Genomic DNA, 21,601 nt, shown 5'->3' with positions numbered 1-21,601 from the left:
ATTTCAATAAAACCTTTATTTTTGCGCGATTAATAAAATTTTAGATGGCTACATACAAGAAGCGGGGTTTTAAGCCCAAAACTAAAGAAGAGGAGAACCAGTTAGATGTGCAGGATAGTACAACCGCTGAAGTTTTTACTACCCTTGATGAAAGTGCCTCGAAGACAGAGGCCTGGGTCTCTACCAATCAAAACTATATTCTAGGGCTCATTGGGGTCGTGGCAGTGGCGGTATTGGGCTATTTGGCTTATAATCAATTTGTGCAGAAGCCTAAAGAGGCCAGTGCGGCAAATGAAATGTACTACCCTCAGCAGTACTTTGATCAGGCATTGAACAGTACAACAGCTAAAGATTCTTTGTATACATTGGCATTGAACGGGGCAGAGGGTAAATACGGCTTTCTTGATATTATTGATGAATACCCGGGTACTAAAGCCGCCAACCTTTCCAACTATTCGGCAGGGATGGCTTATTTGAGCATGCAAAAATATCAAGAGGCTATCGATCATTTGGAAGATTTTAATTCAGATGACGATATTTTGGGAGCGTTAGGGAAAGGCGGTATAGGCGATGCTTTCATGCAACTGGGGCAACCCGATGATGCTTTGGGTTATTATGAAGCGGCGATTGCCCATAGCAATAATAACTACACTACACCAAGATTTTTATATAAAGCGGGTGTTACAGCTCTTGAGCTTAATGAAAATTCAAAAGCCTTGAAATTCTTTCAAAGAATACGGGACGAGTTTTCTTCTTCCGATCAGGCTAATAATATCGATACATTTATAGGGATGGCCAATAGCAACAACCAATAAATGGCTACAGCTAATAAAAATTTATCGGTCTATAATAAGGCTGAAGTGCCCGATGCGAAAGGGTTGCGTATCGGAATTGTGGTCGCAGAGTGGAATGAATCGATAACCGAGGGACTTTTTAATGGCGCTTCCGAGGCCTTGCTTGATTGTGGTGTGCAATCGGATAATATTATTCGATGGAATGTTCCCGGAAGTTTTGAGTTGACCTATGGTTGTAAGAAACTTATAACTTCAAAAAAAGTAGATGCTGTTATCGCTATCGGGAGTGTTATTCGTGGAGAAACACAACATTTTGATTTTGTTTGTAGCGCGGCTGCCCAAGGTATCAAAGATTTGAATGTTAAGTTTGATGTTCCAGTGATTTTCTGTGTATTGACCGACAATACCTTGCAGCAAGCACAAGAGCGAAGTGGTGGTAAACATGGTAATAAGGGTACCGAAGCGGCCATTGCGGCGATAAAGATGGCTAAACTGGGCTCATAGTCTTTTTAGTTTGCAACATAAAGATTGGTTTTCTTAGACAGGTCTTCTTCAATTATTCGCATAAAACTGCGAAAACTTCGAATTTTCGAGTACTGTTAACAAATTTTGACACTAGGTTAACGGCATGTTTTTTGATTTTGAGTAACTTTGAAATTCATGGGAATGTTTTCAAAATTTACAAAGTTACGAAAGAACAAGTCGTTCAATTATTCGCCCCGTTACTACGATGACAAAGGGGAGGGGAGTCCTTATAAATTAGAACATCGATTTGATAAGTTTCGTTCTACCGCACACACTACTAGAGGACTGAAAAATAAATTCAGTAATGCAATGAACGATATGAAAGTGGTAGGTGACCGTAACCTTAAAATTAGAATGCTCATAATAATCGCAGTGTTGGTATTTATTTTTCTGTACATTATCGATTTTGAGCTTTCTATATTCTTCCCGAAATAATGGCAGATATCATAAAACTCTTACCCGACCATGTTGCAAATCAGATTGCGGCAGGAGAAGTAGTACAGCGCCCGGCCTCGGTTGTGAAAGAACTCTTAGAGAATGCAATAGACGCGCAGGCTACTGAAATAAAATTAATTATTAAGGATGGTGGCAAAAGTTTGATCCAAGTGGTTGACAACGGCATTGGCATGAGTGTTACCGATGCACGATTGAGCTTTGAGCGCCATGCTACGTCGAAAATTGAAAAAGCTGAAGACCTATTCCGCTTAGATACGAAAGGTTTTCGAGGGGAGGCCTTGGCATCGATAGCGGCTATTGCCCATGTAGAGATGCTTACCAAAACTGATCATGATGAAGTCGGTACGCATTTAAAAATTGAAGGGAGTAAAATCGTTCATCAAGAAGTGGCCGTAACGCCTAAAGGAACTTCCTTAACGGTCAAGAATCTGTTTTTCAATATTCCGGCAAGAAGAAATTTCCTAAAATCACATCAAGTTGAGCTTCGACACATTACCGATGAATTTCACAGGGTCGCTTTGACGCATCCGAATATTGAATTTCATTATTATAATAACGGTAGTGAACTTTTTGGGCTGCCTAAGGCTAATCATAGACAGCGAATCGTTCATGTTTTCGGTAGTAAGACCAATCAAAAATTAGTACCGATTCATGAAGAGACCCAAGTGGTGAAAATTAGTGGTTTTATAAATAAACCACAGTTTGCCAAACGAAGTAGGGGCGAACAGTTTTTTTTCGTAAACCATCGGTTTATTAGAAGTCCTTATCTGCACCACGCCGTCGTTGCAGCGTTTGAAGGGCTGATTAAGTCAGATACGCATCCCGGGTATTTTATTTATTTGGAAGTAGACCCAGCTACGATTGATATCAATATTCACCCTACTAAAACCGAGGTAAAGTTTGACGATGAACAAACTTTGTATGCCATTTTGCGATCGTGTGTCAAACACAGTTTAGGGCAATTCAATATTGCACCAGCGCTTGATTTTGAACACGATGAGAACATGCAGACGCCCTATGCCTATAAAAACAAAACGATTGTTCAACCCAAGGTTACGGTTGACGCGGGGTTCAATCCCTTTGTAGAAACAAATCAAAAAGCCCCGGCAAATCGAACTTACGGCAAACCTAATACCCAAAGTTGGGAGAATTTATATGTTGGGTTAGAGTCAAAAATGGGTAACCAAAACCCCAATGATGTTTACTTTGAATCAGATACCATTACGGGGTCTATTTTTGAAAATCAAAAAGAAGAGATAGAATCGGTTGCTACAACTTTTCAGCTACGCCGAAAGTACATTGTGACGACCATAAAATCGGGTATGGTTGTTATTGATCAAAGTCGGGCACACCAACGGGTGCTTTACGAAAAATTTTTGAGGAATAGTACTATAAAAGAAGCGGTAAGCCAGCAATTATTATTTCCTTTGTCCCTTTCTTTTTCGAAAGCGGATATGGCAATTTTAAAAGATATACAAAATAACCTGACCGCTATCGGTTTTGCATTTGAGGAAATTCAAGGGGAATCGTTTCAAATTACGGGCGTACCCTTAATGGTAGCAGAAAGTGAAGCGGGTATGGTGTTAGATCAGCTTATTTCAGATTATCAGCTCGAGGTTGACGAAAATAGTTTTTCCCAGGCAGATATACTTTCGAAAACTCTTGCAAAAACGCTGTCTGTTAAAACCGGTGAAGTTTTAGATAATGAATCGCAGCTAGCACTGGTCAATGATTTATTTGCTTGTAAAGAGTCTAGGGTAAGCCCATTTAACAAGCCCATATTTGTGACCATAACGGAAGATGAAATTGACAAAAAATTTATGTAAATGGGAAATATGACCGATGCGGTAAAGCATCTTCTGATAATAAATATTATATTTTTTATCGCTACGCAGATTTATGGAGATCAGATGTACCTTTGGTTGGCGCTATGGTTTCCTGAAAATGGCAATTTTCAATTCTGGCAGGTAGCAACCCATATGTTTATGCATGGTGGTTTTATGCATATTGTATTTAATATGTATGCCCTATGGGCTTTCGGTACGCCGTTGGAACGTATGTGGGGGCGTAACAAGTTTCTTTTCTTTTATTTTTCGGCAGGTCTTGGTGCGGCATTACTTCATACGGCTATGAACTACTATAGCTTTAATAGCGGCTTGGATGCATTGGTCGCGAATGGCATACCTAAAAGTCAAATTATTGACATAATAGCGAGCGGAAAATATAGCCCAGGATGGAATGATGTCATCGGACAGGCTAAAGTCGATAGTTTTTTAAGTGCCTATAATACGCCTGCAGTAGGCGCTTCAGGGGCGATTTATGGTATTCTTGTCGCCTTTGCTTTTATGTATTCGGAAGCAGAATTAATGTTGATTTTTTTACCCATTCCCATAAAAGCAAAGTATTTCGTTCCTTTGATGATTGCTGGAGACCTCTTTTTTGGTTTTAGTAGCTATTCAACGGGGATTGCCCATTTTGCACATATTGGTGGCGCCATTGCCGGTTTTATTATGATGTGGTATTGGAAAAAGAATCAGTTCAATAATAAGCGTTGGGACTAACTATGAATTCAGGTAACCTAAGATATCAAATTGCCAGGCTGAACGTAGCTGAAAAGCTTATTGCCATCAATGTTCTTGTTTTTATCTTGAACGGTTTGATTCCCTTTTTAATGGGAATGAATAAAAATAGCATCGTTCAATGGTTTCAACTTCCCAACGATTTTTTTGATTTTCTTGTACAACCGTGGTCGTTGGTCACCTATTCTTTTTTTCATGGTGGGTTGAGCCATATTTTCTGGAATATGCTGGTGCTTTATTTTGTGGGGCGAATTTTTCTCAACCTATTCGACGGCAAACGATTTTTAAACGTCTATTTATTGGGCGTTATTTTGGGAGGTCTCTTTTTTATGTTGGGTTACAATATATTCCCTGCCTTTTTTGAAGTCAATGCTGTTTTAGTAGGCGCATCGGCGGGAGTAAGGGCTGTTTTGATATTTATCTGTGCCTATATTCCCAATCAAGAAGTAAGGGTAATTTTTTTCAACGTAAAACTATGGTACATTGGCGCATTTGTGGTCTTGTTAGATTTTATACAAATGCCGTATGGCGGAAATGCAGGAGGGAACCTTGCCCATTTGGGCGGTGCGCTTTTGGGGTATATGTACGCTCGTCAATTGGCTAAGGGGCATGATATTGGAGGTGGTTTCGCCAAGGTATTGGATGCGGTTGCCAATCTTTTTAAAAAACGGGAGAAAAAGGCTCCCCTTAAAACGGTATATCGAAAACAAAAAACCACGACTCGAGCCAAAGGAAACTCCGATAAAGAAAACCATCAGCGGAAGATAGATGCCATTCTTGATAAAATAAGTAAGTCAGGATACGAGAGCCTTTCTAAGGCCGAAAAAGATTTTTTGTTCAAAGCAGGTAAAGAAGACTGAATAGGTGAAAGGATTGTCATTTTTAAATAAAATCGTTTTCTTTTTTAATTTCATTGCTGCATTCCTACTACTATTGGCCTGTTTGGTTCCGCATATATCTACAGAACATTTTGCTTTTTTGTCAATATTGAGTTTGACGGTACCTGTTCTTGTGGGAGTCAATTTTCTATTTCTGTTTTTCTGGATTTTAAAAAGAAAGCGGCAGATGCTATTGTCATTATCGGTACTCGTATTGGGGTATGTGACGATGGGGGCCTTTGTTAAATTTGACTTCTCGGCCGATTCCGAGGTGCAAGACCCTGATTTGCGGGTATTGAGTTATAATGTGCGAACTTTTAATAATGATGGTCATATTGATAGTCCAAGAATTTTTGAAGATATTAAGGCCTTGGTAGATCGTGAAGATCCCGACATCGTTTGCTTTCAGGAGGTGGGGTATTCAAGAAGAAAAGAATACGTAAACTACCCTTATCAATATCTAGAATATGTGCATAACGAAGGTCATTTGCTTCTGGGCATTTTTTCAAAATATCCCATTATCGATGCACAACTATTAAATTTTCCGAAAAGCTATAACAATGGCGCCTATGCCGATATTCTTTTTAAAAATGATACCATACGAGTTTATGACCTTCATTTAGAGTCGTTGGGAATAACACCCGGTACCGGGGTGCTTAGGTCTGAGGCTTCCGATAAGTTATATCGAAGGGTTACCAGTAGATTTAAAAAACAGGAGGAACAGGCTAAGCTGGTACGGGAGCATATGCAAAAGGTAACACACAAAACAATAATCTGTGGCGATTTTAACAATACCCAATTTTCTAATGTATACCATATAATCAAAGGAGATCGGCAAGATACTTTTATAGCGGAAGGAAGTGGTCTAGGGCGAACCTATGACTTTCTGGGCATTCCGTTGCGAATCGATTTTATTTTTGCTGATAGCTCATTTGAAGTTCTTGAGCATAAAAACTTCAATGTGAAATATTCAGATCATTTTCCGGTAATGGCGTCATTTCGGCTGAAAAGTGATTAGCCAGCAATCGGCCCAATCGGCGAGTATGTGAATCAACAGTGCTAGTCCGATTATTCGCGTCTTTTTTACTACGAAGAGTCCGAAATAAAGGACGATGGCCCCATAAGAATGCAAGGGATGAAAATTAATGCTACAACGTTCCGAATCAAAAATCGGATTGGCAAAAAGATGATCTACATCGATTAGAATTCCCGCTAATAGAATAAGCGTAACTCGAATCCGATGTTCTTTAAAAAAAAAGAACCCTATGGCTATCGGCACCAGAAAATGTATGCCGTAATGAATAAAGAGCCTAAGCATTTAGAAAGGATAAATGCAAGTTTTGAAGATACCCAAGGGCATTTGTTCCTTCATTAAAAAGCAAATCTAAAATACTACAGTTTTTTATGAACCCGTGGCGGTCACCAAAAACCTGAACATATGATGCTTGTTCCAGAAGCGGATTCTTCTTGGCGTTGACCAAGAATCGGGCATCTATCAAGGCTTGAGGGGTACGTTCGAAATTTTGAGATTTTTCCAAAGGCATTGCAATCTGAAGACAATCGGCGATGGTTGCAATAGTTTTTAGGTTATAGTCAAGTAATAGATCGAACTTTTTTTCGAACAAGGGTGCAATATCATCTTCATAGAATTCAAAAAAGGGAGAAGTTCTATAGGCAGTTTGCAATGTGCGCCAATGTTGGCGTTGCCATTGGTAGGAGTTGTCAAGTAGCACATCGTTATATTTTTGCCGCCCCTCTTTTCCTCCTACATGGCGGATCGGAATACTGAGCATATGCCTGCCGAAATCAGTAGCGATATAGCATCGGTTACGGTAGGTCTGCTTTTGGTAATTGTCTTTGACTTCCCATTTTACGTCATTTTGTACTATCGTAGCAAACGTTGCGATATCAGGAAAATATGTAGGATGAAGCAGGGTTTTCACTATTAGAAAAGAATTATAGTTGTATGGTAAAATATATTCAAGACGAAAAACTCATTTGAACCGATTAATTTGTTGCCCACATTTCCCTTGCTTTCTGAAAGGGATTTTGACAACTTTCTAAATTTCGTCTTTTTTGTGTTTTTCAGGTGCGTAATTGATTTTTTAAGCCATAAAAAACGCCACGAATTACAAAATCACCCTTTTTCTTTGAGTCGTTTTTTTCTGAAATAATCGAATACGAACCAGGCGGCCAATGCAATCAAAAAGTATTTAAAGTACGATACGGGTTCGCCTTCTCCATTAACGGTAGTAAATACCCTGTCCCAACGAACTTCCCAATTGGCAAGCCCATCATTGAAATTTTCAATGCTCATCCAAATAAAAATTGGGGTACCTACAATATGATTTTCAGGAACATACCCCCAAGCACGACTGTCTTCAGAGTGGGCCCTGTTATCACCCATCATCCAGTAGTAATCTTGTTTAAAGGTGTAGGTGTCCGCTGGTTCGCCATTAATACTGATTTGATTTCCTGAAACGCTAATGGTGTTGCCTTCGTAGTCACGAATGATTTTCTTGTACAATGGGAGTACTTTAAGGTTCAAATCCACCGTTTTTCCTTTTTCAGGAATATAAATGGCTCCCATATTATCATAGTTCCAGTCGTAATCGGGATTTTGGGGAAACAAACCAATTCCTCTTTGACCTTTGGGCGTTACGATACGCACTACAGAATCAATAGCGCTGTTGCTTTTAAGTTTGTTTACCATTTCATCGGTAGCCGTAATAATACGGGTTCTATCGGCTATCTCTTGTAAAGCCAAACGATTCTGTCGAATAAGTTCAGGGGAGATGCCTTTATGGTCCGTTAAAATAACAACACCCGACTGACCTTGATCATATACACCATATCCATTTCTTTGCAGGACTATTCGCTGGGGCTGGCTCAAAGATTGGGCAACATACTGTCTATTAAAATCGGAAAGTCCCACTTCTGAAAGTATCCGGGAGGAAACCCCATTTTGTGCATATACCCTATAATCGTACTGGGGTCGTGCCCTATCGGAAAGTTTTAATTGTTCACCATTGATGAAGACATAACCATCGATTACGGCTAGGGAATCTCCAGGGATACCCACACATCGTTTGACATAGTTCGATTTTTTATCGATAGGTTTTTTTACACCAGCCTCCTTTTTGAAAAACACACGCACGGTGTCTGCCGGCCAACTGAATACCACAATATCGTTACGATCTACTTTCGTAAAACCAGGCAATCTAAAATAAGGTAGTTGCGGTTTGTTCAGGTATGAGCGAATACCCAATTTCGGAATTGTATCATGAACCATAGGAGCGGCAATAGTGGTCATTGGTGCTCTGGCTCCATAGTGAAACTTGCTTACAAAAAGAAAATCGCCAACACGCAGGGTTCGCTCTAATGAAGGGGTTGGTATTACATAGGGCTGAATAAAATAGGTGTGTACCAATGTGGCTGCCACAATGGCAAAGACAATAGAGCTGACCCATTCGCCTAAACCGGTCTTCGGATGTAGGTCTCGGTCTGCTATATACTTAGTGTCAAGAACATAATTGACATAGTAGATATAGAAGCCTAATGTTAAAATGACTAGCCAAGTTTCAAGAAGGCTATTTTTTCCAAAACTTCTAATGGTCTCTACCCAAAGAACAGGGAACATCAATAAATTAATGATGGGGATAAAAAGGAGGATTACCCACCACTTCGGGCGGTTGATGATTTGCATGAGCACCACTGCGTTGTAGATCGGTACTGCAGCTTCCCAAGCCTTTCTACCTGCTTTGACATACAACTTCCAGGTGCCTAAAAAATGGATGACCTGTATTATGAGTATAAATATGATCCACTGTGTCGTATCCATGTTTGTTCTTTAGATTTGGTATTATGAAGTTTGGTTACTATTTGTTACTTTTTTGACCAAAGGTCTTGTTTTTGGTTACATCCAACGTCTTTGCAAAGTTGTTTGAGGCTAAGGGAAATCATATTTGATATTCCGATTTATCTTAAATCCCGAAGAATTCTTTGCAAATAAGTACATTTATGCCATAAATGGGCGATTTGTTAACCAAGGTTTAACACATCTTTCATTGTAAAAACACCTTTTTTTCCAACAATCCACTCGGCTGCAATGACCGCACCTAGGGCAAAACCCTGACGGTTATGGGCCGTATGGACTATAGTTATAGTATCGACCTCACTTTCATAGTCTACAGTATGGGTCCCTGGGGTGTCGGCAATACGCTTTGAGGTAATGGGTATTTCGCCTGTGGGCGCTTTATCAAGTTTCCAACCTGTATAATCGGTATTGGATATAATGCCTTCTGCCAAGGTTATGGCAGTTCCGCTGGGGGCATCTAGTTTTTGGGTGTGGTGAACTTCTTCAAGAGCAACATTATATTGCTTCAAGTGTCGCATCATTTTGGCCAAATACTCGTTTAGTTCAAAAAATACGTTCACGCCAAGACTAAAGTTCGAAGCGTAAATGAAAGCACTTCCTGTTTCTTCACAACGTGCAAGTGCCTTGTCAAAATCTTGTAACCAGCCGGTGGTGCCGGATATAACGGGAATACCGTGTTCAAAACATTGGGTTATGTTTCCGTAAGCGGCACTTGGCATGCTAAAGTCAATGGCCACATCCATATTTGAAAAATCTACTTCTACGGTATCTACATCAATTTTTGCCACAATTTCATGGCCTCTGTTTTTGGCGATCTGCTCGATCATCTTGCCCATTTTTCCGTATCCGAATAATGCGATTCTCATGTTTAAAATTTTATAATAAAAGCCATCCCGTAATGCGGATTGCTGGTTATCGGATTCAACTCTAAGTATGGCCTCATATCTAGACTAAGGTCTTCATCAATATTAAATTGTTTGAGATGTGCATCGACGTTGGCGTCCACAATGTTCAAAACATACATGGCGACGGTAATCAGCAACGCCAAATCACGATCTCGCTGAAAGCGCTCTTGCTGACTTTCTAGGTCGTCTACATCTAAGTCGGGTTCCGCAGGAACTATTCCATCATCTGGTGTTCTAAGATCCCAGAATTCATCATCGCTAAAACCCGCTTGTCTTCTTTTAAAGGCCGCCCGAAAACGGTCGTAATAGTCGTCATTGTAAAGGTAGGTGTAAACACCGGTTCCAATAACACCATAGACCAAAGGCACTTTCCAATAGCGTTTGTTGTATACTTGTCCCAATCCGGGCAATAAGGCAGAGTAAAACGCCGCCTTGCTCGGAGCCAGGGGGTTTATCGTTTTTCTTTTTTTGACTTTTCCCTCTTTTACGACAATACCCTCTTTTTTTAGATTCTTTTGAATAGAATCTGTTTCGCTGTTTTTACCACTGGCATTAGGCTCTTGCTCTTGTGCGTAGCAGAGTATTGCGAAAAAGCAACAAAAGAGGTTTGTAATTAGGTTTTTATTCACCTACGATCAATTTTTTTATTCGAAGGAATTCCTCTTGGGAATTAAATGGGATGGTCACTTTGCCCTTGCCCTTTTCAGAGCTTTTGATATCGACTTTGGTCGAAAGGTAATCGGTGAGTTTTTTAATTTCTTCTTTTGCAAAGCTCGGTACGGCAGAAGATTTTGGGGTGCTTTTTGATGCCCCCGTAGCTTTGCCCTGGTACTCTTTTACGGCGCGTTCGGTATCTCGAACGGAAAGGTTTTGGCCGACTATTTTTTCGTAGAGGGCGAGTTGTTCCTCTTTTTTGTCGATATTGACCAAAGCCCTGCCATGGCCCATGCTTACGAAACCATCGCGCATTCCTGTTTGAATTATCGGGTCTAGTTTTAATAACCGCAGATAATTGGCAATGGTCGAACGCTTTTTGCCTACGCGGTCACTCAAGCGCTCTTGGGTCAATTGAATCTCATCGATCAACCGCTGATACGATAGTGCAATTTCAATAGGGTCTAAATCTTGGCGTTGAATGTTCTCTACCAAAGCCATTTCCAACGATTCTTGGTCATTGGCTATGCGAATATACGCCGGTATGGTTTCTAGGCCGACCAATTTTGAGGCCCTGAACCTTCTTTCCCCCGAAACCAATTGATAGGAATCAAAGCCTAGTTTTCGAACGGTAATAGGCTGAATAACACCTAATTCTTTGATCGAGGTAGCCAACTCGCGTAAAGCCTCGTCATTAAAATTAGAACGTGGTTGAAATGGATTAACTTCAATTGCGCCGACTTCCAACTCGACAATATTGCCAACAACCTTGTCCGCATTTTTGTCGGATGCAGATTTAATATCATTTTCAGGGTCTTTTAAGAGTGCCGACAGGCCTCTTCCCAAAGCTTGTTTTTTTGTTGCTTTCGCCATTGTATTGTTTTACACCGTCTCCTTATTCTTCTTTACCATTTCATCGGCCAAGTTCAGGTAGTTGGCCGCCCCTTTACTGCTGGCATCATATTTAATAATACTTTCGCCATAGCTGGGTGCCTCGCTCAATCGTACATTGCGTTGAATAATAGTGTCAAAAACCATATCTGCAAAATGCTTTCTTACCTCTTCTACCACTTGATTGGATAAGCGTAAGCGCGAATCGTACATGGTGAGTAGCATACCTTCGATATCAAGATCGGGGTTATGTATCTTCTGAACACTTTTTATGGTATTCAGTAATTTACCCAAACCTTCCAAAGCAAAATATTCACATTGTATGGGTATGATTACTGAGTCCGAGGCCGTTAAAGCATTTAATGTCAGTAGGCCCAAGGAAGGGGCACAGTCGATAAGTATGTAGTCGTAGGTGTCCCTGAGGTGGGAGATGGCCTTCTTCATCATATATTCCCGCTCGTCTTTATCTACCAATTCAATTTCTATGGCGACTAAGTCGATATGGGAAGGAATGAGGTCTACATTCGGTGATGAAGTCTGCATAATAGCTTCCTCGGCACTCCGGGTATGTTCCAATAGCTGATAGGTACCTAACTCAATACCTTCAACGTCGATTCCCAACCCAGATGTGGCATTGGCTTGGGGGTCGGCATCGATCAACAATACCTTTTTTTCCAACACACCCAATGAGGCAGCCAGATTAACGGTCGTAGTTGTTTTTCCTACCCCGCCTTTTTGATTCGCAATCGCAATGATCTTGCCCATTATTCCACTTGATTAAGGGGTAAAAATACGATTATTTACGGTGCGATAAAATGTATTTTGTTAACAGCAGGTGAATAACTTGGGTCGCTAACGTTAAAGTTTATTAAAGTTGGAATGCCTAGACGGTTTTTGACCACAATTTTTGTGGGGTTTTTAAACTATTGGTTTTGGCTTGGAAAGCATGTCCTTTAACCGACGATCGATAAACGAATTACTGGTCTAGGCTGTCTTCATATTCGATAAGATAGATTTCTTCGTTTTTCTTTTTCAGGTAGTATTGTTCCCTAGCGAATTTTTCCAATTCTTCGGGATCAGACAGTTTTTCAATTATTTTTTTGTCCTTTGCGATCTCATCATGCAAGAATTCTTGCTGTTTTTCGAGTTTTTCGATTTCCTTTTGCAACTCTAAATGAATAAGAAACGAGTTGGTATCAAAAAAAACCATCCAGACAAAAAATACCGTCAACACCAGAATATAGGCGTTAGTGGCTATTTTGAACCATTTTTTTTTCTTGATATCGGTAAAGGCCATGAAGCGCTAGGTTAATTTTTCGTTGATTATGCCACGTACAATATCAACTGCAACTGTATTGTATTTATTGTTGGGGATAATAATATCGGCATATTCTTTTGAAGGCTCGATAAATTGATCATGCATCGGTTTAAGCGTATTTTGGTAACAGTCTAAGGTGTCGTTCAAGTTCCACCCGCGCTCGTTGATGTCTCTTTTCAGCCTTCTGATCAAACGCTCGTCGGAGTCTGCATGCACAAATATTTTGATGTCGAACATGGCGCGGATTTGCGGATTGGTCATGATTAGTATACCTTCTACCAGCAATACTTTTCTAGGGTGTATGACGACCATTTCGTCGGTACGGTTACATTCTAAAAATGAATACACGGGCTGATGTATCGACTTTCCTTCTTTAAGCAGGGTCAAGTGTTCTTCCAGAAGAGGAAAATCAATGGCTTTCGGATGGTCGAAATTCACTTTTTTGCGCTCGGTAAGCGTCAAGTGTGAAAGATCGTTGTAATAAGAATCTTGTGAAATGACACCGACTTCTTCATTGGGTAACTCGTTGATAATCTGATTGACCACCGTTGTTTTTCCACTACCAGTACCTCCGGCAATTCCTATAATCAACATATTCGCTTATTTAGATCAAAAATACATATTCTACGTCTTTCTAACGAAATTTTATCTAACCCCACGGTCTGTAAACAGGCTGGTTATTTTCGTTTATAAAGCCTTTTTTGTTAAAATTTTAAACGATACGGCGATTAGTACACCGTAATTTTATCGTTCTGTATTGAAAAGGCGGGCTAAACTTACAATGCCGAAAATCGGATTGCCCCAATTTTAAAATTGAAGTTTTGTTAACAGCTTTTCAGGGCCATATCCGTATTTTTGCAGGATGCAAACTGAACAGCCGAAACCGAACTTCGAATTTGTAGCTTTAATGGCTTCGTTGATGTCAATTGCTGCCTTGTCTATAGATGCCTTGTTACCTGCACTATCGAATATCGGAATTGCTATTAACAGTTTTGATTCGACTGAACATCAGCTGTTGATCACCATGATTTTTTTGGGCTTGGGCGTCGGACAATTGTTCTTCGGGCCGCTGTCGGATAGCTTTGGTAGAAAACCGATTGTGTATATGGGTTTTACCGTATTCGGTATCGCCAGTATTATGTGTGTTTTCGCCCCGTCTCTCGAGTGGATGATCGCTGGGCGTATTCTTCAAGGAATTGGCCTATCGGCACCTAGAACCATTACCGTTTCTATTATTCGAGATTTGTATAAAGGAGATTATATGGCACGGATCATGTCGTTTGTTACGGCCTTCTTTATTTTAGTACCTGTAGTTGCCCCTGCCTTTGGGAAATTGATTATGGATAGTATGGGGTGGGAAGCCATTTTCTACATGCAACTCTTTTTCGGGCTATTGATTGCACTTTGGTTTTGGAAACGACAGCCGGAGACCCTTAAACCAGAACATAAGATTCCATTTTCGGGAAATATCTTTTTAGACGGATTAAAAGAGGTGGTCAAGCATCGGGAAACAATGGCTTTCACCATGATATCCGGGTTGATTACCGGGGCTTTTTTGGTGTATTTGAGTGCCTCGCAACATGTTTTTGAAGATCAGTACCATTTGGCCGATGAGTTTCCGTTTATTTTTGCGGGCTTATCGATTTCCATTGGGTTGTCTACTTTTTTAAACGGAACACTCGTACTCAAATTCGGCATGCGTAGACTCGCTTTTATGGCCTTGGGCGGTTTTTTTAGTATCGCTGCAATCTATGTGTTGATGTTTTGGAACACCCCGGGCAACCCCGATCTATGGGTGTTGATTATTTTCTTATCCACGCAATTCTTTAGTCTGGGCTTTATTTGGGGTAACCTAAGATCGATAGCCATGGAACCTATTGGTCATATTGCCGGTATCGGCGCGGCCATCACCGGGTTTATTTCGACCCTTTTATCGATACCCATTGCCACCTATATCGGTAGTTTTGTCGATACTACGGTGCTGCCGCTTTTTCTCGGCTTGGCCATTTGCGGACTCGTTTCACTTATTATTTTTGCTGTATTTCGGCAACGTTCCGCATTTTTGCAACGGGCGGTTCGGTAGTTTATGGCTTTGGTTTTTAGGGAGTTTGGTATTTAGTTTCCACGCTTCTAAAAAAATCTTGCGCGTTTGTAATTACTTGTCGTTCGATTTGTCAACTATTTTTATTCGTAGGGTAACTTTTATAAGTATATTTAGGGGTGGCGTAATCGGTTCCCGTATGCACCATTAATTCTTCCCCCGCCAAGAACCTTTAAAACCAACTAAAACAATGAGCAAAGCCTATATTTTTACTTCGTATGCCCATGAAGACGAAGCCCTAAAAACAGAAATGGACAAATACCTAAAAGTCTTAAAGCGTTCGGGTAAAATAGATACGTGGAACGACAGGGTGCTTATGGCCGGGGAAGAATGGGATAAAACTATTATGGACGAACTGAACAAGGCCAATATCATTTTATTGTTGGTCAGTGTCGACTTTAATGCCTCCGATTTTATTTGGGAGAAAGAACTGACAGAGGCCATGCGACGCCATGAAGAAGGCTCTGCATACGTCGTGCCTATCATTTTGCGAAAATGCCAGTGGACCAGCTTGCCTTATGCCAAACTCCAGGCACTGCCCCGCAATGCCCAGCCCATTACCGAATTTGCAAATCGAGATGCCGCGTTTACCGAAGTGGCCAATGGTATTGAAAGGTTGGTAGACCACATACTTGCAAAATAAAAATGGTTACAAGGAAATGGTCGACCCTTGTGCGACAGCCTTAACTAATAGTTGATTTTTACCCAAACACCGGGTTTTATATCAGTAATCACGGCAATTTTGTTTTTCTGTAACGATTCGATAGGGTCTTTCTCTGCATTGGGTACGTTCCTTATATTGATTCCTTTCTGAACCTGTATAAGGTCTCCAATTTTCGGGTTTCCATCTTTTTCACCTTCGAATAAATCAAAATAACGACTGTTGTTCATTCTTTTATCGGCATTTAATTTGCCATAATATGCCCAACCTTGCTTTTTTAAAAGAGGCTTGATTGCTGCTATGGCCTCATCTCGATGAAGTCCGGGACTGTATTCTTTGATATATCGAAGATAGTCAGGTACGGTGTTGGTGGTCACTGCCTTCTTCCAAGTTTCGTTATCCCTTTCAGCGACCTTAAGTTCCGCTATTTTTTCGTTCGCCTCGGCCACATAGTCTCCTTCAGGGTACTTATGTACATACTTTTGAAAACTAAATACATTATTGTTTTTTAGCGCGTTATCCCATTCCGTATCATGCTCTTTCGCAAGGTTGGCGGTTGCGATGGCGGTACTGTCATTTTTTAATTTTTTGATAAAACTGTTGGCCTCGGTCATATATTTACCTGCTGGAAATTTCCGTAGATACTCGGAAAATGCATTGATTGTATTTTGGGCCTTTGCCCTGTCGTAGGCTTCGGCGTCAGTAGCATTTTTATCATTTTCGGTTGAGCTTGTCGAGGTTTCTGAATTCGTGACTTCAGGTTCTTTGTCGCCAATCGTAGTCGCGTCATCAGTTGTTTGACCCGAATTTGTTTCTGTGGTATCTACTTTTTCATCGTTTAGCCGATCACTGTTCATAAGTATGAACCCTGTCAGCCCGATCAAAAGAACGGCAAGCACGCCAATACTGACCATCAAAGTTTTTTTATTGGATGAGGGTTTAGCCGAATCACTCGAACTTGATACCGGTCGGGGTGGGACAGTAGCCATGGGCTGCACGGTTTTTTTTAATTCTTCCCTAGCCTCTCGGGCATCTTCATCACGTATGGAAAGTGCCAATTTCTTAAGTCCTTCGGCGATATTCATATACGCATTATCACGACTGCCCCAGGCCGGGTCGTCAACCGGTTTAGATTGGTCAGGAAGCATACTGAATTGGGCATAGGCGTCACTTAACATACAGGCCCTAATCTTTATCGGTACCAGTCGGGTTCCCTTTTTTGCCTTTAAGGCAAAAGCCATTTCCTCCAATTCAATGCCGTCATCAGAACCTACAAAATCGGCGCTTAACAAAAGTGCGATGATATCACATCGGCTCATTCTTTTTCTTAGATCGCTCATTAGATTGGCGCCGGGAAGTATTTCTCCCGCAGTCCACTCGCTTATATAACCTTCTTCTTTAAGTGCCGATAGGTGTTTGCTAAGCTGTACCTTGTACTCTTCGTCTTCAGAGGCATAGGCCATAAACATTTTAATTTCCTTCATCAAACTAGATTTAGTTTTGGTTGGTTGGCGGAATACCGCTATTTAATTTGTACTATGTATGTTAGACAAATGAAAGCACATTAGAATGCCTATCCAATAGGTCTAAAGGCCATATCTGTTAATTGCCAAAGGCAATGACCTTGGCCGACGTTATATAGTATTCAATGTTTTCCCTCTATGAAGAAGGTGACTTTTTTGTCCAACGGACTTTAAAGACTTGTTGAGGGAACTGGTTTAAAACAATGGTACTAATATAGGTATTTTTAGTACATTTTTCAGGTGAAAAAAAAACAAAAACCTCTAGCCCGACTCAGGTGGACTAGAGGTTTATAATGAACTAATGGGCAACACGTGCAGATTGCTTCGCACACGTGAAGTCACTTTTGACTTTGTTCGGCTAAAGGGCGTTGTTCATGATCTCTTTAACAACTTCAGGATTTAACAGCGTACTGGTGTCTCCCAAGTTCGAAGTGTCTTTACTGGCAATTTTACGAAGAATACGTCGCATAATTTTACCACTTCGTGTTTTGGGGAGCCCGGAGACAAACTGAATTTTATCTAGTTTGGCGATGGGCCCAATATGTTCGGTAATCTGTTGGTTGATTTCCTTACGCAGGTTATCACGGTCACGGGTCTCACCGAATTCCTTTAAAATCACATATCCGTAAAGTGCATTGCCCTTTACATCGTGTGGGAAGCCTACAATAGCCGATTCGGCTACTGCCGGATGCTCGTTGATCGAATCTTCGATTGGTGCCGTACCCAAATTATGCCCTGAAACAATAATGACATCATCGACGCGGCCAGTAATACGATAATAACCAACACCATCGCGTAATGCGCCGTCTCCTGTAAAATACTTGTCTTTATAGGCGGTAAAATAAGTGTCACGGTAGCGTTCGTGATTGCCCCATATGGTTCTTGCTATGGATGGCCATGGGAATTTAATACATAAACGGCCATCGACCTGATTGCCTTTGATTTCCGCACCGTTTTCGTCCATTAAGGCGGGTTGAATGCCGATAAAAGGTAAAGTCGCATAGGTGGGCGAGGTAGGGGTCACATACGGGATGGGCGAAATCATAATACCTCCGGTTTCGGTCTGCCACCACGTATCAACAATGGGGCTATGTTTTTTGCCGACATTGTTATTATACCAGTGCCATGCTTCCTCATTAATGGGTTCGCCTACCGATCCCAATACTTTTAAAGAAGATAAATCGTGTTTTTCCACGAAATCAAGATTTTCCTTTGCCAGAGCTCTAATGGCCGTTGGAGCGGTATAAAACTGGTTTACCTTATGTTTTTCTACAACTTCCCAAAAACGGCCGTAATTAGGGTACGAGGGCACGCCTTCGAACATCACGGTAGTAGCCCCGTTTGCCAGTGGCCCGTAGACAATGTACGAATGTCCGGTAATCCACCCGATATCCGCAGTACACCAATACACATCGTCTTCCCGGTATTGGAATATATTTTTAAAGGTATAGGCGGTGTAGACCATATACCCGCCAGTCGTATGCACCATACCTTTTGGTTTTCCGGTAGATCCCGATGTATACAGAATAAATAAGGGGTCTTCCGCATCCATAATTTCGGCTACACAATCGGCATAGGCTTCATCAAGTAGAGGTTGTAGCCATTTGTCACGACCTTCCTTCATTTCAATTTCCGTATCGATACGCTTGGCAACAAGCACGGTATGAACACCTGGACAGTCATCCAGCGCTTTATCTACAATGCCTTTTAGGTCAATGGTCTTATTGCCTCGAAATGAACCATCAGAAGTCAAGACCACTTTACAGTCACTATCATTGATACGGGTCGAGAGCGCATTGGCCGAGAAACCGGCGAACACTACGGAATGAATGGCGCCGATACGTGCACAGGCCAATAACGAAATGGCCAATTCAGGAATCATAGGAAGGTAGATACACACACGATCTCCTTTTTTAACCCCATTATCCTTGAGAACGTTTGCCATACGGCATACACGCTCATGGAGTTGTCGGTAAGTAATATGTTCAGCTTCTTCGTTAGGGTCGTTCGGTTCAAAAAGAATAGCCGTTTTTTCGCCACGGGTAGGTAAATGCCTGTCGATGCAGTTTTCGGTAATATTGAGCTTAGCTCCCTCGAACCATTTTATTTCGGGTTTTGAAAAATCCCAGCTTAAGACATTGTTCCATTTCTTGCGCCATACAAAATGCTCTTCGGCGATTTCCTCCCAAAATCCTTCAGGGTTGCGAACGGACTTTCGGTATACCTGAAAGTATTCTTCTAAATGTTTGATGTGATAATTACTCATACTAATATGCTTATATATACTAAAAAATAGATAAATAGTTAATGACCAGTGGCTTCGCCGGCGCCGCTGGGAATGCGAATATCTTCGACGATTTCTTGAACGTCTTCTGGCGGTTCTGGCGTAAATTTCATGACGATTACGGCAACAATAAAGTTAAGCAACATAGCGACGGTTCCAAAGCCTTCGGGTGAAATTCCGAACCACCAATCATCGGCGGTACCTCCTCCGAACATATCGAACTTAAATTTCAACATATACAGAAGCATCGATACAATACCGACGACCATACCGGCAATGGCTCCTTCCTTATTCATTTTTTTATAGAAAATTCCCAACACAATGGCAGGAAAAAACGATGCTGCCGCAAGACCAAAGGCCAAGGCGACAACTGCGGCTACGAAGCCGGGTGGATTGATACCGAAATAACCGGCAATCACAACGGCAACCGTAGCGGAAAGACGTGCGGCCCACAATTCACCTTTATCCGAAATATTAGGTTTGAATACTTTTTTGATCAAATCATGGGAAATCGAAGAGGAAATCACCAATAAAAGTCCTGCGGCAGTAGATAAAGCCGCTGCAAGCCCACCGGCGGCAACCAACGCAATTACCCAAGCAGGAAGATCCGCGATCTCAGGATTTGCCAATACCATGATATCATTATCAATGGTGAGTTCATTGGCCTGTTCGTCGGCGACATATTGAATTTTGCCATCATTATTCTTGTCATCGAAAGTGAGAAGGCCTGTGGTTTCCCAGTTTTTAAACCAAATTGGCATTGAATCATAAGCTTTGTCGCTTACGGTATTGATTAAGTTGGTCTTGGCGAAGACCGATACCGCGGGCGCGGTCGTGTACAATATGGCAATCAATAAAAGAGCGATCCCAGCCGATTTCCGGGCGTCTTTTACGCGTTTTACGGTAAAAAACCGGACAATTACATGCGGAAGTCCGGCTGTACCGACCATCAAGGCGAAAGTAATGGCAAACACATCGATAACACTTTTAGAACCACTGGTGTATTCGGCAAAGCCTAGCTCGGTTGATAGTCCGTCTAATTTATCCAACAAAAACATTCCCGACCCATCGTTTACCGTGGCACCCATGCCTAGCTGTGGTACTGGGTTTCCGGTCATTTGAATGGAAATAAAAATAGCAGGAACCATAAAGGCGAATATCAGTACGCAGTATTGGGCCACTTGCGTATAGGTGATGCCTTTCATACCTCCTAAAACAGCATAGAACAATACGATGATCATTCCGATAATAACCCCGGTATTGATGTCGACTTCCAAAAATCGGGAGAAAACAACGCCCACGCCCCGCATTTGTCCCGCTACATAGGTAAAGGAAACGATAAGGGCACAAATAACGGCCACGATCCGTGCAGTTTTTGAATAGTAACGATCCCCTATAAAATCGGGCACCGTAAATTTGCCAAATTTACGAAGGTAAGGTGCCAATAGCAGGGCCAAAAGCACGTAACCGCCTGTCCATCCCATTAAATATACCGACCCGTCGTAGCCTGCAAAAGAAATAATACCGGCCATTGAGATAAATGATGCTGCGGACATCCAATCTGCGGCGGTGGCCATACCGTTGGCCAGGGGCGAGACCCCGCCTCCGGCAACATAAAATTCTTTGGTCGATCCCGCCCTTGACCAAATGGCGATGCCGATGTAAATTGCAAATGTAATGCCCACTAGTAGGTACGTCCAGATTCGAACACTCATAATTATTGGTTTTTTGATTCTTCCGAGACAACGGAAGTTTTCAGGTTGTTGGTTTTTATTTTTTTTGTTCTAGTACTTTGTACAAACCCGATAGGCCTATTCATTGTAACCATATTTTTTGTCCAATTTGTTCATCAGTCGTACGTAAACGAATATCAAGATGACGAAAACGTAGATTGAACCTTGCTGGGCAAACCAGAAACCGAGTTTGAAACCACCGATTTGAATGGTGTCAAGTGCATCTTTAAAAAGTATTCCGGCGCCGTAAGAAACAGCAAACCAAATAAATAGAAGTATGAATAAGTATTTCACGTTTTCTTTCCAGTACGCGCTTGCCTTATCTTGTTTCTCCGACATGGTGTTGGGTTTTTTAAATTGGTTTCCGAATATAGTGATTTGAGTACAAACTCAAACGTTTTCGCCTGCTCGTGTTTTAAAAA

The 21,601-nt window shown here is 41.4% G+C and carries 22 protein-coding genes; 9 read left to right on the top strand and 13 right to left on the bottom strand.

Annotation, left to right across the window (positions count from 1 at the left end; translation table 11 throughout):
* Positions 1-44: 44 nt before the first annotated feature.
* From AACZ88_RS10735 to AACZ88_RS10705, 7 genes are all read left to right on the top strand, one after another.
* Positions 45-815, top strand: a complete 771-nt coding sequence (locus AACZ88_RS10735; protein ID WP_339709768.1) for a tetratricopeptide repeat protein — start codon at positions 45-47, stop codon at positions 813-815.
* Positions 816-1,298: a 6,7-dimethyl-8-ribityllumazine synthase gene (gene ribH, locus AACZ88_RS10730; protein WP_339709765.1), complete on the top strand. Its 483-nt coding sequence runs from the start codon at positions 816-818 to the stop codon at positions 1,296-1,298.
* A 156-nt stretch (positions 1,299-1,454) separates the two neighbouring features.
* Positions 1,455-1,754, top strand: coding sequence for a riboflavin synthase subunit beta (locus AACZ88_RS10725; protein WP_339709762.1), 300 nt, complete (start codon positions 1,455-1,457; stop codon positions 1,752-1,754).
* The gene (mutL, locus tag AACZ88_RS10720; protein ID WP_339709759.1) at positions 1,754-3,601 is read left to right on the top strand and encodes a DNA mismatch repair endonuclease MutL; all 1,848 of its coding nucleotides are present in this window, start codon (positions 1,754-1,756) and stop codon (positions 3,599-3,601) included. Before AACZ88_RS10725 ends, mutL begins: the two co-directional genes overlap by 1 nt.
* Positions 3,602-4,336 carry a rhomboid family intramembrane serine protease gene (locus AACZ88_RS10715; RefSeq protein ID WP_339709757.1) on the top strand — a complete coding sequence of 245 codons (735 nt, stop codon included), beginning with the start codon at positions 3,602-3,604 and terminating at the stop codon, positions 4,334-4,336.
* A 2-nt stretch (positions 4,337-4,338) separates the two neighbouring features.
* Positions 4,339-5,214 carry a rhomboid family intramembrane serine protease gene (locus AACZ88_RS10710; RefSeq protein ID WP_339709755.1) on the top strand — a complete coding sequence of 292 codons (876 nt, stop codon included), beginning with the start codon at positions 4,339-4,341 and terminating at the stop codon, positions 5,212-5,214.
* A 205-nt stretch (positions 5,215-5,419) separates the two neighbouring features.
* Positions 5,420-6,250, top strand: a complete 831-nt coding sequence (locus AACZ88_RS10705; protein ID WP_339709753.1) for an endonuclease/exonuclease/phosphatase family protein — start codon at positions 5,420-5,422, stop codon at positions 6,248-6,250.
* On the opposite strand, the gene AACZ88_RS10700 is transcribed toward AACZ88_RS10705, so the two are convergent.
* The 9 genes from AACZ88_RS10700 to udk all read right to left on the bottom strand — a co-directional run bounded on the left by AACZ88_RS10700 (position 6,227) and on the right by udk (position 13,471).
* Positions 6,227-6,550 carry a DUF6122 family protein gene (locus AACZ88_RS10700; protein ID WP_339709751.1) on the bottom strand — a complete coding sequence of 108 codons (324 nt, stop codon included), beginning with the start codon at positions 6,548-6,550 and terminating at the stop codon, positions 6,227-6,229. The genes AACZ88_RS10705 and AACZ88_RS10700 overlap by 24 nt on opposite strands.
* The gene (locus AACZ88_RS10695) at positions 6,543-7,175 is read right to left on the bottom strand and encodes a WbqC family protein (protein WP_339709748.1); all 633 of its coding nucleotides are present in this window, start codon (positions 7,173-7,175) and stop codon (positions 6,543-6,545) included. The genes AACZ88_RS10700 and AACZ88_RS10695 overlap by 8 nt, the downstream gene beginning before the upstream one ends.
* Before the next feature lie 194 nt (positions 7,176-7,369).
* A complete protein-coding gene (gene lepB / locus AACZ88_RS10690) occupies positions 7,370-9,073 on the bottom strand; it encodes a signal peptidase I (protein WP_339709745.1) in 1,704 nt (567 codons plus the stop codon).
* 200 nt (positions 9,074-9,273) lie between these two features.
* Positions 9,274-9,975: a 4-hydroxy-tetrahydrodipicolinate reductase gene (gene dapB / locus AACZ88_RS10685; protein WP_339709742.1), complete on the bottom strand. Its 702-nt coding sequence runs from the start codon at positions 9,973-9,975 to the stop codon at positions 9,274-9,276.
* Between the two features lie 2 nt (positions 9,976-9,977).
* Positions 9,978-10,643, bottom strand: a complete 666-nt coding sequence (locus tag AACZ88_RS10680; RefSeq protein WP_339709739.1) for a DUF5683 domain-containing protein — start codon at positions 10,641-10,643, stop codon at positions 9,978-9,980.
* Positions 10,636-11,541, bottom strand: a complete 906-nt coding sequence (locus AACZ88_RS10675; protein ID WP_339709736.1) for a ParB/RepB/Spo0J family partition protein — start codon at positions 11,539-11,541, stop codon at positions 10,636-10,638. The genes AACZ88_RS10680 and AACZ88_RS10675 overlap by 8 nt, the downstream gene beginning before the upstream one ends.
* Before the next feature lie 9 nt (positions 11,542-11,550).
* Complete coding sequence (locus AACZ88_RS10670; RefSeq protein WP_339709733.1) at positions 11,551-12,324, bottom strand: AAA family ATPase; 774 nt, start codon at positions 12,322-12,324, stop codon at positions 11,551-11,553.
* Between the two features lie 211 nt (positions 12,325-12,535).
* Positions 12,536-12,856: a septum formation initiator family protein gene (locus AACZ88_RS10665; RefSeq protein ID WP_339709730.1), complete on the bottom strand. Its 321-nt coding sequence runs from the start codon at positions 12,854-12,856 to the stop codon at positions 12,536-12,538.
* Between the two features lie 6 nt (positions 12,857-12,862).
* Entirely contained in the window at positions 12,863-13,471 is a 609-nt protein-coding gene (gene udk / locus AACZ88_RS10660) for a uridine kinase (RefSeq protein WP_339709728.1), read from the bottom strand.
* A gap of 268 nt (positions 13,472-13,739) precedes the next feature.
* On the opposite strand from udk, the gene AACZ88_RS10655 reads away from it, so the two are divergent.
* Positions 13,740-14,960 (top strand): multidrug effflux MFS transporter, encoded by a 1,221-nt coding sequence (locus tag AACZ88_RS10655; RefSeq protein ID WP_339709726.1) that lies wholly within the window; start codon positions 13,740-13,742, stop codon positions 14,958-14,960.
* A 208-nt stretch (positions 14,961-15,168) separates the two neighbouring features.
* The gene (locus AACZ88_RS10650) at positions 15,169-15,621 is read left to right on the top strand and encodes a toll/interleukin-1 receptor domain-containing protein (RefSeq protein ID WP_339709724.1); all 453 of its coding nucleotides are present in this window, start codon (positions 15,169-15,171) and stop codon (positions 15,619-15,621) included.
* Between the two features lie 44 nt (positions 15,622-15,665).
* Here AACZ88_RS10650 and AACZ88_RS10645 read toward each other — a convergent pair whose 3' ends face one another.
* The 4 genes from AACZ88_RS10645 to AACZ88_RS10630 form a co-directional block, all read right to left on the bottom strand.
* The gene (locus AACZ88_RS10645) at positions 15,666-17,123 is read right to left on the bottom strand and encodes a toll/interleukin-1 receptor domain-containing protein (RefSeq protein WP_339709721.1); all 1,458 of its coding nucleotides are present in this window, start codon (positions 17,121-17,123) and stop codon (positions 15,666-15,668) included.
* A gap of 397 nt (positions 17,124-17,520) precedes the next feature.
* The gene (gene acs / locus AACZ88_RS10640) at positions 17,521-19,428 is read right to left on the bottom strand and encodes an acetate--CoA ligase (RefSeq protein WP_339709718.1); all 1,908 of its coding nucleotides are present in this window, start codon (positions 19,426-19,428) and stop codon (positions 17,521-17,523) included.
* 38 nt (positions 19,429-19,466) lie between these two features.
* Positions 19,467-21,161: a sodium:solute symporter family protein gene (locus tag AACZ88_RS10635; protein WP_339709716.1), complete on the bottom strand. Its 1,695-nt coding sequence runs from the start codon at positions 21,159-21,161 to the stop codon at positions 19,467-19,469.
* A gap of 96 nt (positions 21,162-21,257) precedes the next feature.
* Positions 21,258-21,518, bottom strand: a complete 261-nt coding sequence (locus AACZ88_RS10630) for a DUF4212 domain-containing protein (RefSeq protein ID WP_339709713.1) — start codon at positions 21,516-21,518, stop codon at positions 21,258-21,260.
* Positions 21,519-21,601: the final 83 nt, after the last annotated feature.

It is taken from the genome of uncultured Kriegella sp. (assembly GCF_963975415.1).
Lineage (GTDB): Bacteria > Bacteroidota > Bacteroidia > Flavobacteriales > Flavobacteriaceae > Kriegella.
The sequence above is the reverse complement of the archived record's forward strand: the minus strand, read 5'-3'. Positions and strand labels throughout refer to the sequence as shown.

What these genes read in the sequence shown, in the direction of transcription:
- lepB (WP_339709745.1), bottom strand. Translation starts at nt 9,073, where the DNA reads ATGGATACGACACAGTGGATCATATTTATACTCATAATACAGGTCATC.
- AACZ88_RS10670 (WP_339709733.1), bottom strand. Translation starts at nt 12,324, where the DNA reads ATGGGCAAGATCATTGCGATTGCGAATCAAAAAGGCGGGGTAGGAAAA.
- AACZ88_RS10650 (WP_339709724.1), top strand. Translation starts at nt 15,169, where the DNA reads ATGAGCAAAGCCTATATTTTTACTTCGTATGCCCATGAAGACGAAGCC.
- AACZ88_RS10700 (WP_339709751.1), bottom strand. Translation starts at nt 6,550, where the DNA reads ATGCTTAGGCTCTTTATTCATTACGGCATACATTTTCTGGTGCCGATA.
- AACZ88_RS10675 (WP_339709736.1), bottom strand. Translation starts at nt 11,541, where the DNA reads ATGGCGAAAGCAACAAAAAAACAAGCTTTGGGAAGAGGCCTGTCGGCA.
- AACZ88_RS10645 (WP_339709721.1), bottom strand. Translation starts at nt 17,123, where the DNA reads ATGAAGGAAATTAAAATGTTTATGGCCTATGCCTCTGAAGACGAAGAG.
- AACZ88_RS10725 (WP_339709762.1), top strand. Translation starts at nt 1,455, where the DNA reads ATGGGAATGTTTTCAAAATTTACAAAGTTACGAAAGAACAAGTCGTTC.
- mutL (WP_339709759.1), top strand. Translation starts at nt 1,754, where the DNA reads ATGGCAGATATCATAAAACTCTTACCCGACCATGTTGCAAATCAGATT.
- AACZ88_RS10710 (WP_339709755.1), top strand. Translation starts at nt 4,339, where the DNA reads ATGAATTCAGGTAACCTAAGATATCAAATTGCCAGGCTGAACGTAGCT.
- AACZ88_RS10635 (WP_339709716.1), bottom strand. Translation starts at nt 21,161, where the DNA reads ATGAGTGTTCGAATCTGGACGTACCTACTAGTGGGCATTACATTTGCA.
- ribH (WP_339709765.1), top strand. Translation starts at nt 816, where the DNA reads ATGGCTACAGCTAATAAAAATTTATCGGTCTATAATAAGGCTGAAGTG.
- AACZ88_RS10715 (WP_339709757.1), top strand. Translation starts at nt 3,602, where the DNA reads ATGGGAAATATGACCGATGCGGTAAAGCATCTTCTGATAATAAATATT.
- AACZ88_RS10705 (WP_339709753.1), top strand. Translation starts at nt 5,420, where the DNA reads ATGCTATTGTCATTATCGGTACTCGTATTGGGGTATGTGACGATGGGG.
- AACZ88_RS10665 (WP_339709730.1), bottom strand. Translation starts at nt 12,856, where the DNA reads ATGGCCTTTACCGATATCAAGAAAAAAAAATGGTTCAAAATAGCCACT.
- dapB (WP_339709742.1), bottom strand. Translation starts at nt 9,975, where the DNA reads ATGAGAATCGCATTATTCGGATACGGAAAAATGGGCAAGATGATCGAG.
- udk (WP_339709728.1), bottom strand. Translation starts at nt 13,471, where the DNA reads ATGTTGATTATAGGAATTGCCGGAGGTACTGGTAGTGGAAAAACAACG.
- AACZ88_RS10630 (WP_339709713.1), bottom strand. Translation starts at nt 21,518, where the DNA reads ATGTCGGAGAAACAAGATAAGGCAAGCGCGTACTGGAAAGAAAACGTG.
- AACZ88_RS10655 (WP_339709726.1), top strand. Translation starts at nt 13,740, where the DNA reads ATGCAAACTGAACAGCCGAAACCGAACTTCGAATTTGTAGCTTTAATG.
- acs (WP_339709718.1), bottom strand. Translation starts at nt 19,428, where the DNA reads ATGAGTAATTATCACATCAAACATTTAGAAGAATACTTTCAGGTATAC.
- AACZ88_RS10735 (WP_339709768.1), top strand. Translation starts at nt 45, where the DNA reads ATGGCTACATACAAGAAGCGGGGTTTTAAGCCCAAAACTAAAGAAGAG.